Below are 17,798 nucleotides of genomic sequence, written 5' to 3'. Positions count from 1 at the left end.
TCTGCTTCTCAGCGAATCGCTGCACTTAATGCTTCTCGTACCCAAGCGTTACTTTCGTAGGATTTCCGGCGAAGGTTCAGACGAGCTTGAGATCGCGGACCTTGGTTTTTGCTGATTTTCTTTAACTCATCCCAATTCGGCTGTTCATATACCCACTGTTGCTTTTCCTCATCATAATGGAGTGTCGGGTCCGGAATCGTTAAACCTAATGATAAAATTCGCGGAATATATTTCGTAAAAAAGGCTTGACGTAGTTCTTCATTGTTTTTTGTACGAATCTTGTATTTAATGGTTACATCTTGTTTCGAGCTGCCCATCGTAGTGCTGCTGGCAGGTCCAAAGAATATGAGCAAAGCCTCCCACCAACGGTTTAGCGCCTCTTGAATCATGGCTTTTTGCTCTTCTGTTCCTTCCGCCAGAGCAATGATGATGGATTCACCATGCTGAGCATGGAACACTTCTTCTGCACAAATGCGATGGAGTGCTCTTGCATATGGGCCGTAGGAAGCGCCTAACATATCCGTTTGAGTGATGATTGCCGCTCCGTCTACAAGCCAGCCGATTAATCCTGCATCTCCCCAAGTTGGTGCTGGCATATGAAACACATTGTGAAACTTAAGCTTCCCTTGAAATAAGTCTTCCATTAAGTCGCCTCTTGTTTTTCCGTAAGGCTTTAACAAGTCTTCTGCTACACGCAGCAATAATTGGCCGTGTCCCATTTCATCCTGAACTTTTGCCATGATACCGAGTTTCCGACGAAGAGAAGGTGCTTTCGGTACCCATTCTTTTTCCGGCAGCGCTCCCATAATTTCGCTCATTCCATGCATCGAAATTAATTTAATAAGTGCTGTTCTATATTCATCAGGCATCCAATCGTCTACTTCGATCTTCTCCCCCGCTTCGATGCGCATCATAAATTGTTCTAACTTTTCCGCCTCAGTTAATGTTTCTGTGAGATTAGACATCGTCTATTCCCTCCCTTTCGTATAACACTTATATAACGATATTATAAATTATGGTTATATTAAAAATCAAATAATTTTTATAAAAATTTAATATTTTATACAGTAACAGCAACTTTCCGCTCATCCACAATGCGGACTGCTTTGCCTTCAGATCTAGGAATACTTCTTGGAGCAAGCACTTTTACCTTCATGCTCACCAAACAGTTATTCTTCATCGAATGCTGTACTTTTTTCATAACAAGTTGAATACGCTCATTCTGAATGTCGTTATTTACTTGTTGGTATACCTCTTCAGTAACTTCCACATGTAATTCCACTACATCCAACGTTCCTTCCCGACGCAGACGGACCTGGTAATGCGGCGCGAGATCCTCAATTTGGATTAAAAAATGTTCAATCTCAGACGGAAAGACATTTACTCCACGGATAATGAGCATATCATCGATACGGCCCTTCACACGTGACATTCTTGTGGTTGTTCTGCCGCATTTGCATTTTTCCCTCGTAATAGAAGCGATATCTCCTGTACGATAACGTATAACTGGAAATGCCTCTTTCGTTAAGCTAGTGAAAACCAATTCGCCTTCTTCACCATCGGCTACAGGTTCAAGGGTATCCGGATTGATGACTTCCACGATAAAATGATCCTCCGCAATATGTAATCCATCTTGCGATTCATGACATTCCATCGCTACTCCCGGTCCCATTACTTCACTCAAACCATAAATATCACAGGCTTTAATACCAAACTTTTCTTCTAAAACTCTACGCATTTCTTCCGACCATGGCTCTGCCCCAAAAATACCAAATTTTAAAGAGCTGTTTTTTGGATCTTTCCCCAAATATTCCATTTCTTCTGCAACTTTCAGAATATAGGAAGGTGTTCCAGCAATTACAGTTGGCTTAAAGTCTTCAATGACAGTAATTTGGCGGTCTGTATTCCCCCCGGATATCGGAACTGTCGCCATGCCAAGTCTTTCTGCTCCATAATGAATTCCTAATCCACCTGTAAATAATCCATATCCGTACGCATTTTGAAATACTCCATCTGGTTCTCCACCCGCTATTGCAATGGCGCGGGCAACCATATCTGCCCAATTATCAATATCGTTCTTTGTATAGCCCACTACTGTTGGCTTTCCGCTTGTACCAGAAGAAGCATGAATGCGAATGATGTCTTTCATGTCAGCCGCAAATAAGTTGAAAGGGTAATTGTCACGTAAAGCTTCTTTTTTTGTAAATGGCAGTTTCCTAACGTCTTCTACAGTTTGGATGTCCTCTGCTGTTATATTAAGTTCATTAAACTTTTCTTGATAAAAAGGTACTTTAGCCGTCACTCTTTTTACCGTTTCCTTTAACCGCTTCAACTGTAGCGCTTTCATTTCCTCTTGTGAATACGTTTCAACGTCATGAATAATCATTACTTCATCCCCTTTGTTTGATTCAATCCCTTTTAAACGCTTACAAAAAATCTCATTGCAGGAAAAACATGTAACGTTATTTTTGTTATCAGTGTGATTTTTGTTACACTTTATATTTATAAGGTATCACATATAACAATCGTTGTAAATATTTCAAATATTGTAATAGTAAAAATATTTTAAAAAACTTTGATTATTGCCTACCCTTTCTTTTCAAAAGTGATATATTTTAATAACAAAAGACACAGCATTATGCCGCGTCTTTTTTTGCATTTCCATATTTGTAATTCCCCGGTTCCAATTTGATCTTGACCTGTATCTGTTTTACCGAATGAACGTTAAATTTTCTTATTGTGTCGATACTCCAATGGTTCAAATAATATTTATACGATTTCTCACTAATGTTCAAGACATCTGTATTCAGCTGGTCACCTTTTTTTACAGTCGATAAAATTTCATTTTTTATTATTTTATTGATCTCCTTTTCCACTTCTTTTAGTGTTTTATTTTTGCTATTTTGAGTCATAATTCCCTTTCCTTTAACCACAATCTTATATGTAGGGTCCTTTTCTTTTGAAACTAAGATTTTTGTTTTAAGGTTTCTCACTCGTACTGATAGGTTTTCGTTCCCAGGCCGGATAAAGACATCTTGGTTTTGTCCTGTGAGCCAACGGAGTCCACTAAACTCCTTTTTGCTCAACCAACCTTTAAAGTGCTGCTTGGAAAACACATATTCTCCATTGATATGGGCGATTGATTTTTTCTTTCCTTCCGTAAAATGGTTATTATCGATGTTTAACGACGGGATTAAAGTCGTTCCAACCGATCGGTTATAACGGGAAGTAAATTGATGGTATTTAATGATCGGGAGTGAATAATCATAATGGATGACCTCTTCTGGTCTATGGATGACCGTATACAATTGTGGATAATTAAAAAAGCTTTGCGTTTCCATTAACGATTTTAGATTCTCTCCTGTACCAAAAATGAAGATGTTGTACCTCAAAAATGGAGACCGACTAATAAGATCCATCACAACCTCTATTTTTTCTTTCAAGATACTGTCGCTAAGTATGATGGTTTTAATATGTCCATAATTTAATGGCAATGCGGTCAGTTGTTCCAATTCCCCAAGTGCTGCCGCGAGACTTTCTCCTTTCGCCTCCCCGATTAAAATAGGCTGTTGTTCTAAAGGACCTCCTTCTTGTTTAGCGATATTCCCAAAATTTAGACCCTGAATATAGAGTTTAAATGCTCCCTCTTTATAGTCCATTCCCATAGCGGTAATATACGTCTCGCCTTCGATTTCTTTTGCCCCAAAACAACCTGTCAAAAGAAACATAAGGCTCGTTATGATGATGAAAGAAATCAGGTTCCTCATGGAAAACTACTCCTTCTGTCTGGTAGTGTCCTTTGGTTGAAAAGTAGAATTGCGTTTTTTTAATAGCTTATAGGGTAATTTGATAAGCATTTTTGGGATATTAGACATATTTGGAAATGCAAATACGGATACATAGGGCTGCCCGAAACTTTCAAGCGAAACAACAAGGGTGATAATGAAAAAAAAGGAAAGAAAAAATCCATACATCCCGAACAGGGATGACAGGGTAAGAACGAAATAGCGAAGAATAAGCACATTCCCCGATAAGTTTTGGTTGATCAATGTATACCCTGAAATGACGGTAATCGAAATCACCACCAGCATGGCAGGAGACGTTAACCCGGCTCGGATTGCCGCATCTCCGATTATTAACCCGCCTAAAACGGCGACGGTTTGTCCTACCGCTTTTGGAAGCCTGAGCCCTGCTTCCTTAAACAATTCAAATAAAGTAAGCATGATAAACGCTTCCATTGAGCCTGATAAAGGAAGCCCTGATCTTGACACAGCGATGGTAGCAAGCAGATTATAAGGGATCTGCTCGGTTTGATGTGTGATTAAGGCAATGAAAAAGCCAGGCAATAAAACGGTCGTGATTATAGCCGATAACCTTAGTAAACGAACGAAACTAGTGTAAAAAAAACTAGTGTGCACATCTTCTGGCGAAATCGCTAATTGCGTAAGAGCTGTCGGACCAATCAAACAACTAGGACTTCCATCCACCAAAATGGCAAATCTCCCTTGATTCAAGGAGTCCACAATATAATCGGGTCTGCCGGAGTAGTCCATTAAGGGAAAAATGGAAAAGAGGCGGTCATAGAGCATTTCTTCCAATTGGTTGCTGCTGCTTAAGATATCAATCGTAAAAGATTTTAATCGACTTTGCACGTCATCCAAAATAGAGGGATTGATGATATCCTCTATATAGAGCAGAGAAATTTTCGTTTTACTTCTTTCTCCAATCGTATAATCGACGCTTTTTAAAGTAGATGTTTTCAATCGTTGACGGATCAGCGCCATATTATCGGATATATTTTCGATAAAGCCATCTCTTGGCCCCCGAACCGAAGATTCCAAATTGGTTTCTTCCGGGCTCCTCTTAGGTGCATTAGAGACGGGAATAAAAAATACATCGTTTGTTTCCTCATTCAAAATGACTAATTCTCCAGAAAAAAGCCTTTGCTCTATTTCATACTTGATATTAGCATCATCTGAAAGCTTGGTGACTCCCAAGAGAAAGTGTAAGTGTTCAATTCTCAGTGTTCGCTCTTTTTCCATCGCTTCCTTGATGTTAGGGAGAATGGTTTCGTTTATTACCTTTGTGTCCACTAAATTTGGGCAATATAAAAAGGCGAGACAATGGGTACTGCTTTGATAGGATTTGGTTTGCACGACAATATCAGAAGAATCTTTAAACCACTCTTTCCATTTGAGTACGGTCAGGTTATTTCTTTTCACGGAGATTCCCCCTTAATTCGACTAAGAAAGAACATCAACCCAAATATAAAAAGCAAAAAGACTAAGCTTGCAGGAAAATAAACGGAATATAAGATGGAAAAAAAGGAACTGAAATCCCATGGAATTAACACACTGGTGATGAGCAGCGTATAAAGCAAGGGAAGAATCCAGCTCTTTTTTTGGTCGCGATTCAATAATTGATTTACGATAAACATACTTAAACTGATCCGTATGAATGCTCCAGAGCGCCATTGAAAGATTGACAAAAAATCCACGCGTTCGATATTGATGCCAATTGTTAGCATTTTCCATTGTTCATAGGCAGGAACCTTCATCTTTTCTGCCTCCTCCGCACCAAATAAAGCGATTCCTCCCATCAAAGGCCCTAATGCTAGGAAGAAGATGACGATGCTAACAATCATCAGCGGCTTGATTTTGATCCGGTCTTTTATAAAGGGTGTGATAAACAGAAAGTAAATGATTTCAAATGAACTGGAGCATGCATACATGATTCCTAAAAAGAAATCTTTATATCCACGCTCAAAAACAGGGAACAGCATGCTGTAATCCTTATATTTTATATTTCCAATTCCCACTAAAAACCCTAACATCACAACAAAAGGCAAAAAGAAAATCGCTAACGAGCCGATGGTTCTAATTCCTTTCAGTGACGCATAATAGCAAAGAGAGGCAAAGGTAACGACAGCCAAGAAATCAGGTATGTCAGCCGTGTAATTTAATTTAGCCCAAAAGCCTGTATACTTGAACGTGATAAATGCAGTAAGAAAAAAATAAAGACCCAACAAAATACGAATCGAATAGGAAATGAAGGAAGGCAATGAAAATAACAAAGAGAACATATTTTTTTGCTCAAACTTTTTATTGAGATAATAAATCATGACCGTCCAAAGGATTAAAGGAGCAACGCTGCCGATTACAGAGAGCCATGAGTCCCGATTGGATGCGGTTAATATCATAGGAAGCAGCAAGACATGGACTATAAATCCGGTGGACATGATGAGCAGAATATAAATATGTGTAGAATGAATCACCTTTTGGATCAATCCAATCCTCCTCTCTTTTAATTCAGCGGTAAAGTTCCGTTCAAACAACGGTTTTCGGTAGTTTACCCTTTTTGGAAAATATTATAAAATTTTGTTTGATCCTTCCGACGAAGTAATTTTTTTAAACGTTCACTCTAGCATTTCCTTCCTAATGAACTCCACCCGAATTGGTAGACTACATAAGAATAGTTGGACAAAAAAAAGGATACTAAATTAACAGTATCCTAGAAATTAAATATTTTATTCCCGGTGGGGTAAAGTTTTAACGCACCGGGGAACTGACCCCAAACTAGAAATCCTTCTATAGCGTTCCTGCAATAGCTGAATAATATACCATTAATCTCTGCTGAAATCGGCCTTTTTTAATGGCACGATTTTTGTTTTGTTGATACTTTTATAGCCTAAATAACCTATTAAGAATAGAGGTAGTCCAATATAAGAAACCAATACACCATACCAGTCAACCTTTGAACCAATAAATGCCCCGTAATTTGTCCCAAGCATGGCGATTAAACATAATACTGTTGCCAAGATCGGACCTAATGGGAACCATTTTGCTTTATAGGGCATGTCTTTGAAATCTCTTCCTTGTGCAACATATGCTTTACGGAATCGATAATGTGTAACCGAAATACTTAACCAAGAGATATAACCAGCTAAGCCAGCAGCGTTTAATAGCCAAGAATAAACCGTTCCATCACCAAAAAGGGAGGTAAGAAAGCACAGCATGCCAACAAGAGTTGATATGTATAATGCGTTAATCGGAACTCCACCTTTATTTACTTTTTTCAAGAATGACGGGGCTTTTCCCTCTTCTGCCAATACCCAAAGGACACGCGATGCGGCGTATAATGTGGAATTTCCTGCTGACAGTACGGAAGTAAGGATTACTGCATTCATGGCAGCCGCCGCAAAGGCAAGTCCTGCATTTTCAAATACTAACGTAAACGGACTTACTGCAATATTCTCTAAATCAGAGCTTAATAATTTTGGATCGGAATAGCTGATCAAACATCCAATAATAAAAATCGCTAAAACATAAAACAATAAAATTCTCCAGAAGATCTGTTTCACTGCCTTAGGTAAATTTTTTGCAGGATTTTCACTTTCACCAGCTGTAATCCCGACAAGCTCCGTGCCTTGAAAGGCAAATCCCACCACCATAAATACACTAAATATGGATAACAGGCCGCCTTTAAATGGGGCTTCTCCTTTGGTGAAGTTATCAAATCCGCCACTATGGCCTTTCATAATTCCAAAGATCATGAGTAACCCAACAACAATAAATAATAAAATGGTTGCAACTTTAATCAATGAAAACCAAAATTCTGATTCACCATACCCCTTTACGGATAAAAAGTTAAGACCAAAAATTAGGACAAGGAAAGTTGCGCTCCAAATGATTCCTGGGACATCTGGAAACCAATATTTCATGATCAATGCCGAGGCTGATAATTCCAAAGCAAAAATAATCGCATTATTGTACCAATAGTTCCAGCCAACGGCAAAACCCAATGCAGGGTCGACAAACCTTGAGGTATACGTACTAAAAGAACCTGAAATCGGAATAAAAGCCGCCATTTCGCCTAAGCTGCCCATGATAAAATAAACCATGATTCCTGCAATGATATAGGCAGCTAAAGCTCCACCTGGCCCAGCATCATGTATCGTGGTTCCACTGGCTAAAAATAACCCTGTTCCAATTGTTCCCCCGATAGCAATCATGGTAAGATGTCGCGTTTTAAGCTTTCTTTCTAAATGTTCGGCAAACTCATGTTCATGTACTGTTTCTTGGGCTTTAAGTGCCGTATTTTGCATATAACACCTCTTTTTATAATAGTAGGTTGGTTAAAGCTCTTCTTCTTTTCTATTAAGTTTAGATGGTGAAATTTACCTTACACTGTCGACCTGCTCAAATAGTTTTGTCAGATTCATTGTTTTCAGACCCTCAGCAGATTTTTCAATATCTTTTGAGAAAATCCGGTCTTTTTTAATAGAAGGAACGAGTTCTCTTCCTTTCTCATAAAGCCGTTTTGTTTGGCTTGCCAGTTTTTCAACTCCACGGTATTCGACCGCCTGCATCGCACAAATAAGCTCAATCGCCAGGACTTTTCTTGTATTCTGAATAATTTGATGAGCATGTCTTGAAGCAATCGTTCCCATGCTTACATGATCCTCTTGATTCGCAGAAGAAGGAATCGAATCTACACTGGCTGGATGTGCCAGCGTTTTGTTTTCTGATACAAGAGATGCGGCAACATATTGCATGATCATCGCACCAGATTGTAATCCTGGTTCAGGGCTTAAAAATGGCGGTAAATCATTTAACTGCGGATTGATTAACCGTTCAATTCGTCTTTCAGATATATTGGCCATTTCCGCAACAGCAATTTTCATAAAATCCATGGCAAAAGCAATGGGCTGTCCATGGAAGTTCCCACCGGAAATGACCTTTTCACCATCATCAAAAATGAGTGGATTATCTGTTGCGGCATTCATTTCAATTTCTAATTTTTCTTTCACATAATCAAGTGCTTGCCACGTGGCACCATGAACTTGTGGGATACAGCGGAGCGAATACGCATCCTGCACTCGCAACTCCCCTTGTGTGGTCGTCAGTAAACTATCGCTTAGGTAACCTCGGATTCTAGCTGCGGTATCAATTTGCTGTTGATAACCTCTTGCAATATGAACTTCTTCAGCAAAGGCATCAATAATCCCTTGTAATCCCTCAATCGTCATCGAGGAAATTAACTCACTTTGGAATGCGAGTTGTTCTGCTTCAAGATAACCGACAACTCCCATTGCAGTCATGGCTTGGGTTCCATTGATAAGTGCAAGTCCTTCTTTTGCCTCAAGTGTGACTGGGAAAATTCCTTCTAGCTGTAAGGCTTCAAGTGAATCCATTCGATTTCCTTTATAAAATACTTCACCTTCCCCGATTAACACTAACGCCAAATGTGAAAGCGGTGCCAAATCTCCGCTTGCTCCAAGGGAACCTTGCTGAGGAATCACAGGGATAATATCCTTGTTTACTAAATCTAGTAACCTTTCAATAACGAGCGGTCTAATTCCAGAATAGCCCTTTAATAGTGCGTTTGCGCGAAGAAGGACCATTGCTTTTGCGACCACCTCTGGAAACGGCTCACCTACGCCGCAAGCATGTGAACGAATTAAATTAAGCTGAAGATCTTGAACATGATCTTTATCAATAAGGACGTCACTAAATTTTCCAAACCCTGTGGTAATCCCATAGACTACTTTTGATTCTGAAACAATTCTTTCTACGGCTTCCCGACTCTTTCTAGCCGCCTCCATACTCAGTTCTGAAGCGCTTACCTTTTGATTACCGAATAAAATTTCCTTCATTTGTTTCAATGTTAAATTTTGACCTGTCAATGTGATCATTACTTCTACTCCTCTATCACTTTAGTATAATAAAGAAAGAGGCTGGATTCCGATTCCGATTAGAATTGGAGTCCAGCCTCTTTTATTCCCATTTTTGAATGTGTAACCATTTTTATGCGCTGCCTCATACGTTTCCTTCCCTTCTTCATAGTCTATTATTCTATTACCATGTTAATTATAGGTGATGTTAATTCTAATAGTCAACAGGAAAATACCAGATTTTACCACGATAATACTTTAGCACAATAGTTAATGAAAGGAACTTTCCACTAAAGATGGGGTCAGTCCCCGCGTGAATTAATGCTTTAACGCACCAGGGAACTGACATAAATTTTGGTTGATGCGTTCTGTGGAGGAGTTATTTTTTTTACTTGTCTAAGAATCAATCATTGGAAACAGTTCAGATAACTTTTTTATTCTTCCATCGACATCTTTAAATACAATGTGCTCACGAGTGAATTTACATGGGCTATCAATGCCACAAGCCGCAGCTAAAGCAAACAAACCTTGACGTACATTAATAATATAGTTCATGACTCGCCATTTCTTTTCCTCTGGCACAAGTGCTTCTTGATACTTGGGATCGGTGGTTGTTACGCCCGTAGGACATTTACCAGTATGGCATTGAAGAGCCATAATACAGCCGTTAGCAATCATAAAACCTCGGGCAGAGTTCACGGCATCTGCACCAATTGCAAGGGCAATGGCAATTTTATCAGCTGAAATTAACTTTCCTGAAGCAAATATTTTCAGCTTCTTTCGTACCCCAAACTGATGGGCTTTATCAACAACCGCGATTAAAGCAGGATATAGAGGAAGCCCCATCGTATCTGCCATTGATTTGTAAGTGGCACCTGTTCCACCCTCACCGCCATCAACCGTAATAAAATCCGGATAAATTTTTAGATGATTCATGGATTCGAACAATTCATTCAAGCTGGAAGGATGTCCAACGACGATTTTGATTCCGATAGGTTTTCCGCCTTCCTCTTGCAGCATTTTGATAAACTCCAACGTTTCAAGGGCATTATGCAAAAATGGAAAGCGATTGGGGGAATTAATGGTCTTTCCAACAGGAACCTTCCGAATAGTTGCTACCTTCGTTGAAACCTTCGACCCTTCCAGATGTCCACCACGGATTTTTGCTCCTTGACCGAATTTAAGTTCAAAGGCCTTGATATTCGGTTCCTTGGCTTTACATTTAAATTCATCCAGCGAAAAATTTCCCTCATCATCGCGAAAACCAAATATACCAGGGCCAATTTGAGCAACCACATCGACACCACTTTCTAAATGCTCTGGTGCAACTCCGCCTTCTCCCGTATTAATCCATGAACCACCTGCCAAATAGCTGCCACGACCTGTTGAAAGGATATAGTTTTCACCGACGGCTCCATAAGATGTGGCCGAAACACCAAATGGACCGCTAAGTCTCCATGGAAATTTCCGATCACCACCAACGATGATTGTCTCTTCCTCATGGTAAAGCCAACGTGTGGTTTGGTCCTTTTCAAGCTGTTCGTGACGAGTAAACAACCCTTCATGATCAATTTTATATTTCATGGAGTGGACTTTTTCTTGATTGTCGACCCTTAATTCTTCATTTAATAAGGGAAACAAACCATTCGCAATATAATACCCAGGATTATCAAAGTCACGTTTGGAACCAAAGCTTAAAAGGTCACTTCGATATTTGGCAGAAAAAACGATCCCTAAAAAATCGGTTCGTGAAAATGGTTTGCCGCTATTGTCATCATCAAACCAATATTGCCTGAATTCCGGACCAATCTTTTCTAATAAGTAGCGCATCCAACCCAAATAAGGATGTGCTCTTATAATCGAATGCTGTGGTTTCTTTGCTAAAATATGTAACCATATGAGTAAGGCAATCGGTCCAATAATAAACACAATCAGAAGAAAGATAAAAATAGTCCATACCATCAAACTATCTCTCCTTTTCTAACGAATATTGAGACAAGATCTGCAGTTTTAATATTGCGCGGTTATTTTTTTCACTACTATTAACTTATTTATAACTTTCCTTCATGTTGCCTAATTTTTATTTTAAAATGAAATATCCCAATCCTTATCAAGCTGCAATGCAAAAACCCTAGAAGCGTTGATATCACGCAGTTTCTAGGGTTTTTTTTATTTAGGTAACTTGTCACTGCTTCCATCCAGCAATTTTATTTTCGATAATTCTTAATACTTGACTATATCTCTGAACTTTGAGTTTTGTAAGCTTCAAGCTCACTAATTTTATATTTAATCCGTTCCAAACAAATCTGAGTGTTTGTTTCTTCGTTATAGGATGCCTCATCTACACTGGATATCGACTCGGTGATGATAAACCCATTGGGCAGCTTGACCGCAACAATTGTGCATCGATCAAAAACCTTATCAACTTTTACCTGAGATTTTTCGATCAAATCATTGATATCCCCTGGTTCGCTTTGATTTATCCTTTGTGGCTTTTCTTGTTGTTTCGCGATAAAGGAATACTCTGATGATGGTTCAAATGCCATTTCAAAGGCCTCCACTGTTGTTTCAATGACCACATCATTTTTGATATTCCTAAGCTTTACTTTCCTATTCGTTGTGATTTCCAACAATTCCATTGCATTATCAGGCGACCCTTTCACTTGGTATATCTTCAAGCTCTTTCCCTCCACCATGTTTTTTAATAAACTTCTTTTAAACTAGTCTATTCAACATGTAGAAAAGCTGTGAAACTTAAAAAAAAAGATACTTTTTTCATGTTATGGCGAATTACCTTCTCTAACATTTGTAATAATAAAAAGTGATTAATAGTTTTTACTATGGAATTTTAGAGAAAAATAAAAAACCTTACCCGATTATTAATCAAGGTAAGGTTACATGGCTGTCTTTTTAATACCCCTCTAAAAAAGCAAGGCTAGTTTTCATTTGGGTAATTTCCTCTTTAATCTTTTGAACATTCATCCGTATAACCTCCTAAGAAAGTTACTGATATATGCTGCCCCCAGATTCCTTAAACTCTTTAGCTTTTTCCTTCATACCTGTTTCTATAGCTTCGTTCGTATCAAGTTTATTTTCTTTCGCATAATTACGAATATCTTGAGAGATTCTCATGCTACAAAATTTTGGTCCACACATTGAACAGAAATGAGCTGTTTTTGCACCTTCCGCAGGTAAAGTTTCATCATGATATTCTATCGCTCGTTCAGGATCTAAAGATAAATTAAACTGATCTCTCCAACGGAATTCAAAACGAGCTTTTGATAAGGCATCATCTCTTTTTTGTGCTCCTGGATGCCCTTTTGCCAAATCAGCAGCATGGGCGGCAATTTTATAAGTGATAACCCCTACACGAACATCCTCTCTATTCGGTAAACCTAAATGTTCTTTAGGCGTTACATAACAAAGCATAGCTGTCCCATACCAACCAATCATGGCAGCCCCAATAGCAGATGTAATGTGATCATAACCAGGAGCAATATCAGTCGTAAGAGGTCCAAGTGTGTAGAATGGCGCTTCCTGACACACTTCTAGTTGTTTATCCATATTTTCTTTAATTAGGTGCATTGGTACGTGCCCTGGTCCTTCAATCATCACCTGTACATCATGCTCCCAAGCAATTTTTGTTAGCTCTCCAAGAGTCTCTAATTCTGCAAACTGCGCTTCATCATTCGCATCTGCAATAGACCCAGGACGTAAACCATCCCCTAAAGAGAATGCAACATCATAAGATTTCATTATTTCGCAGATTTCTTCAAAGTGAGTATATAAAAAGCTTTCTTTATGGTGGTGTAAACACCATTGTGCCATGATTGAACCACCGCGGGATACAATACCTGTTAACCGTTTTGCCGTTAGTGGAACATATCGTAAAAGAACACCAGCATGAATTGTGAAGTAATCAACACCTTGCTCCGCTTGTTCAATCAAGGTATCACGGTAAACCTCCCATGTAAGATCTTCAGCAACACCATTTACTTTTTCAAGTGCTTGATAAATAGGGACGGTGCCGACAGGAACGGCTGAGTTTCGAATAATCCATTCTCTTGTTTTATGAATGTTTTTACCTGTTGATAGATCCATAATATTATCAGCACCCCAACGCGAGGCCCATGTCATTTTCTCAACCTCTTGTTCGATGGATGATGAAACAGCAGAGTTACCGATATTCGCGTTAATTTTAACATGAAAATTACGTCCTATTATCATAGGTTCTGACTCTGGATGATTGATATTAGAAGGAATAATCGCTCGACCCTTTGCAACTTCATCACGCACAAATTCAGGTTTCATATTTTCCCTTATTGCGATGAATTCCATTTCAGGAGTAATAATTCCCTTTTTTGCATAATGAAGCTGTGTAACATTTTTTCCTTTTTTTGCACGTAATGGTTTGCGCTTCAAACCCGGAAACACGTTATGATTGGCACGAGGATCTTTTTCATCCTTATACCCATTATCTACAGGCTTAATTTCTCGACCTTCATATTCTTCAACATCTGCTCGTTCATGGATCCATGTGCTTCGAATGGCAGGAAGGCCTTTTGAAATATCAACAGAATAATTCTGATCCGTATAAGGACCGCTTGTATCATACACGCGAATAGGAAGGTTTTCCTCTTCACCAAACGTTCCCGTAGTAGGGCTTAACTCAATTTCACGCATTGGTACTTTAATGTCGGATCTCGAGCCTGTTACATATACTTTTTTACTTCCTGGAAAACTAGACATGATGGAAATATTTTGTTCGTTTAATGCAGTCGTTGACATAATAAATCTCTCCTTTTTTTTTTTGAATATAAAGGACGAGATACAGAACATAACAAGTAAATAAGCGTATAAAAGTACATCAAAAAGCCGGGACCATAAATGGTTGGACCCGGCTAAAATGTATGCAGAAGTATAGTTGCATTGAAGATTTTCATTCTAACTTCCCCACGCTGGTATGATCCAGATCAGGTCCCAAGAGTCAAGAAACTTCAGCGTGTTTCTTTCTCAGCCCAACTTATTGGACACCCCTAGTTATTTATATTCAATTAAGCTACATTATATATGAGTATCGGTTAAAATGAAATACATAATATTAATTATAGTAATATAGTCGTGTTTCGATATTATGTTTAGGATGAACCATAATTTACCTGTAAAATACTAATCAAAAAGAGATGTACCAAGGCGAACAATCCAGGATGGGTTTTCTTCTATTTTGTCTTCTTCCTTTAAACCCTTAAGTATGGCAACCCATTTGCCTCCTTTTTGACCAGTTTCTACCTTTTGTTTCTGAATCTTTCCTTTTTTTTGTACATATACATAGGTGGATTTTCCAAAGCCCATGATGCTCGTTTCAGGAACTGCTAGCAACTGCTTTGACTGCACTACTACGTCTAGCATGGTATTGTAGCCAGGATATAGGCCCTTTTGTGAATCTAGACTTGCTTTAAAGGAATAGTATGGATTAGTTTCTTGTTGTATATCTTTATTCTTATTTGCATTTGTTTTATATGTAGGATAATCACTAACCTCCGAAATTTTTCCTTTCCATTTCTTATTGGCTACTACATTAGAAGTTACTGTAATAGATTGGCCTGATGTAATTTTTGCTTTTTCTGCTTCTGTTAGCTTTCCTTCAATTTGAAACGGATCATTTGAAGCGATTTGCATGATTGCTAGTTGCTGATTTTCTTTTGCTCGAAAACCTTGACCTACATTTTGGTTCAGGTTTGATATTAAACCAGCAGTGTTGCTGATGACAGTTAATGTTTCGAGCTCAGATTTTAGCTTTTCAGCCTGCAACGTATATTTTTCTACTTTTAGATCTGCTGCACGGAGCTCAGCTTTTACTTTATTTAGTTCAGCTTGAATTGACTGGATCGTGATAGCTTTAGTAGCTATGTTAGCTGTATCAACTGCATTAGTTGTATTGGTTGTATCAGTTGTATCTGTTGTATCAGTGGTAGAGGTTATAGAGGTTGACTCAGCTTCTTGTATATCCTGCTCTAATGAAGTGATTTGCTCTTTCATCTGAGTAACACTTGTTTCTGCTAGCTTTTTATTTACTTCTGCTTGTCCTAGCTCAGCCGCGACTGTTGATCCTTCATAAGAAAAGAGCTTTTGTCCTTTTGTAACAGTTTCCCCTTCTTTCACAAAAATTTCCTGTATAGATCCTTTTGTTACATTTAAATAAATCGTTTCAGCATGACTTTGTACAACACGACCTGACACTGTTTTTGTTTTAGTAAATATTTTTTCTGTTGGTTTTATTAACACTAACGGCTTAGATTTACTTTTTTTAACTTCTATAACAGCTATGCTTAACATAACAGAAATGAATAAAAGAACAAGGATCCCAAGTAAAATCCATTTCTTCTGACGCGAGGTACGTACTTGTTCATTTTCTACACCAATTCTTTTTGCTGTTTCCATAACCCTACCCCTTACGTAATAGATATATAGCGAATATTGTAATAAAGTGTTGAATCCAACTACTAATATCTATTGTCCATTTTTTAAAAGAAAGTTTCAAGGAGTAATTTACTATTTTTGTCACGTGAACTTCTCTTATAATTAATGTACTTGCGATATAATTTAGGTTTTTGTCAGTAATTCCCCCACTAGGCAGAATAATAAAATGGTTTCGTCAATCACTTGAAGATCGTAATAGTTTTTTTTACTAGTTTAGCCCATAATATAATTTGATTTTTTCTTAAAGGATAAATCGTACTAAAAAGAGGCCTCCTATAAAGAAGGCCCTCACACCTATTAATATAATAAATACTTCTCACGAACCCCGTTAAATTCATCTAAACCCGCCTGCCATGCAGCTTTTATTTCTTCAATAGATTTGCCAGCTTCAATATCAGCACGGATCGAACCATTACCGACAAGGTTATCAAAGAAGGAGATTCCTGCTGCATTCGGTGCTCTAAATTGGAAATCGTTTGGATACATATCATGAATTGTTTTTACGATATACAATCCTGTTTCAAACGGCTTATAGGCATTTCGGTCTGTGACATGAATTTGAATTCCATGGCTTAAAACATTCGCATGCTTCGAGAAGGTCGGTATAAATGAAGACGCTCGGAATGTGACACCAGGTAATTTGTAAGAGTTTAACTTGGCAGCCAAATTGTCGCTATTAATGAACGGTGCTCCAATCAATTCAAATGGCTTTGTTGTTCCTCTTCCCTCGGAAACATTGGTTCCTTCAATGAGGGCAGCCCCTGGGTAGACAACCGCAGTTTCCAGGGTTGGCATGTTTGGCGATGGAAGGATCCATTCTAATGGTGTCTCATCGTAATATATGTTTCGTTTCCAACCCTCCATTTCCACTACCGTTAAATCGGCTCCAATACCAAATTCGCTATTGAAAAGCTTGGCTAATTCCCCGACTGTCATCCCGTGGCGAACAGGAATCGGATATTCACCGATGAACGAAGAGTACTTATCCTCGAGCACAGGTCCTTCGACTTTTGTCCCGCTGATTGGATTCGGACGGTCAAGAACGATAATTGGAATATTGTTCTCTTTTGCTGCTTCCATCGCTAGTGCCATGGTGTAAATATAGGTGTAATAACGTGTCCCCACATCTTGGATATCAAATAACAATACATCGACATTGCTTAGCATTTCAGGTGTTGGCTTTTTTGTCTTCCCATAAAGGCTGTAAACTGGAAGTCCTGTTTTTTCATCCGTATATTGTTCAACATATTGACCAGCTTGTGCACTTCCACGGACACCATGCTCAGGACCATAAAGAGCAGTTAAATTTACATTGTTGTTATTGTATAGTAAATCTACGATACTAGTAACGCTTTGATCAACCGCCGTCGGATTGGTGATTAAGCCGACGCGCTTATCCTTTATCAAATCAATCTTATCCTGCAACAAAACCTCTACGCCCAAACGGAATTTTTCATTCTTCTTCTCTTTTGCGTTCTTTGCAACAGCTGCTGAAACGGTCGAAAGTAGTAGAACGAGAGCCAATAAACCTATAATCCCCTTTTTCAAAAGTACCCCTCCTCTTTTGATCTATCAAAGTTTAAGGAATATAGCCCTACCCCTATTTGAAGCAGTCACAACTAAATTCCCCTCTATCTCTCCCCTA

The 17,798-nt window shown here is 38.6% G+C and carries 12 protein-coding genes and 1 riboswitch; all 12 genes read right to left on the bottom strand.

Features of this window, described 5'->3' with window-relative positions; all coding sequences use genetic code 11:
• Positions 1 to 8: 8 nt before the first annotated feature.
• The 12 genes from paaA to COJ96_RS04585 all read right to left on the bottom strand — a co-directional run bounded on the left by paaA (position 9) and on the right by COJ96_RS04585 (position 17,701).
• Positions 9 to 965 (bottom strand): 1,2-phenylacetyl-CoA epoxidase subunit PaaA, encoded by a 957-nt coding sequence (gene paaA / locus COJ96_RS04640; RefSeq protein WP_098571808.1) that lies wholly within the window; start codon positions 963 to 965, stop codon positions 9 to 11.
• A 95-nt stretch (positions 966 to 1,060) separates the two neighbouring features.
• Positions 1,061 to 2,386: a phenylacetate--CoA ligase family protein gene (locus COJ96_RS04635; RefSeq protein ID WP_098571807.1), complete on the bottom strand. Its 1,326-nt coding sequence runs from the start codon at positions 2,384 to 2,386 to the stop codon at positions 1,061 to 1,063.
• Between the two features lie 250 nt (positions 2,387 to 2,636).
• Complete coding sequence (locus COJ96_RS04630) at positions 2,637 to 3,767, bottom strand: Ger(x)C family spore germination protein (RefSeq protein ID WP_098571806.1); 1,131 nt, start codon at positions 3,765 to 3,767, stop codon at positions 2,637 to 2,639.
• Positions 3,768 to 3,773: 6 nt separating this feature from the next.
• Entirely contained in the window at positions 3,774 to 5,222 is a 1,449-nt protein-coding gene (locus tag COJ96_RS04625) for a spore germination protein (RefSeq protein WP_180229978.1), read from the bottom strand.
• Entirely contained in the window at positions 5,219 to 6,286 is a 1,068-nt protein-coding gene (locus COJ96_RS04620; protein WP_098571804.1) for an endospore germination permease, read from the bottom strand. The genes COJ96_RS04625 and COJ96_RS04620 overlap by 4 nt, the downstream gene beginning before the upstream one ends.
• Positions 6,287 to 6,622: 336 nt before the next feature.
• On the bottom strand, positions 6,623 to 8,104 hold the full coding sequence (locus COJ96_RS04615; protein ID WP_098571803.1) for an amino acid permease: 1,482 nt from the start codon (positions 8,102 to 8,104) through the stop codon (positions 6,623 to 6,625).
• Between the two features lie 72 nt (positions 8,105 to 8,176).
• The gene (hutH, locus tag COJ96_RS04610; protein ID WP_098571802.1) at positions 8,177 to 9,694 is read right to left on the bottom strand and encodes a histidine ammonia-lyase; all 1,518 of its coding nucleotides are present in this window, start codon (positions 9,692 to 9,694) and stop codon (positions 8,177 to 8,179) included.
• A 375-nt stretch (positions 9,695 to 10,069) separates the two neighbouring features.
• A complete protein-coding gene (locus COJ96_RS04605) occupies positions 10,070 to 11,635 on the bottom strand; it encodes an FMN-binding glutamate synthase family protein (RefSeq protein WP_098571801.1) in 1,566 nt (521 codons plus the stop codon).
• A 272-nt stretch (positions 11,636 to 11,907) separates the two neighbouring features.
• Entirely contained in the window at positions 11,908 to 12,351 is a 444-nt protein-coding gene (locus COJ96_RS04600) for a Gp49 family protein (RefSeq protein WP_257148427.1), read from the bottom strand.
• A 325-nt stretch (positions 12,352 to 12,676) separates the two neighbouring features.
• The gene (gene thiC / locus COJ96_RS04595; RefSeq protein WP_098571800.1) at positions 12,677 to 14,461 is read right to left on the bottom strand and encodes a phosphomethylpyrimidine synthase ThiC; all 1,785 of its coding nucleotides are present in this window, start codon (positions 14,459 to 14,461) and stop codon (positions 12,677 to 12,679) included.
• 145 nt (positions 14,462 to 14,606) lie between these two features.
• A riboswitch (TPP riboswitch) is annotated at positions 14,607 to 14,721 on the bottom strand.
• A gap of 121 nt (positions 14,722 to 14,842) precedes the next feature.
• The gene (locus COJ96_RS04590) at positions 14,843 to 16,114 is read right to left on the bottom strand and encodes an efflux RND transporter periplasmic adaptor subunit (protein WP_098571799.1); all 1,272 of its coding nucleotides are present in this window, start codon (positions 16,112 to 16,114) and stop codon (positions 14,843 to 14,845) included.
• Positions 16,115 to 16,450: 336 nt separating this feature from the next.
• Positions 16,451 to 17,701 carry an exo-beta-N-acetylmuramidase NamZ family protein gene (locus COJ96_RS04585; RefSeq protein ID WP_098571798.1) on the bottom strand — a complete coding sequence of 417 codons (1,251 nt, stop codon included), beginning with the start codon at positions 17,699 to 17,701 and terminating at the stop codon, positions 16,451 to 16,453.
• Positions 17,702 to 17,798: the final 97 nt, after the last annotated feature.

Source organism: Bacillus sp. AFS073361 (assembly GCF_002567005.1).
In the GTDB taxonomy this organism is placed as follows: domain Bacteria; phylum Bacillota; class Bacilli; order Bacillales; family Cytobacillaceae; genus Neobacillus.
Note: the sequence above shows the minus strand (reverse complement) of the source record. Positions and strands in the feature narration are given on the sequence as shown.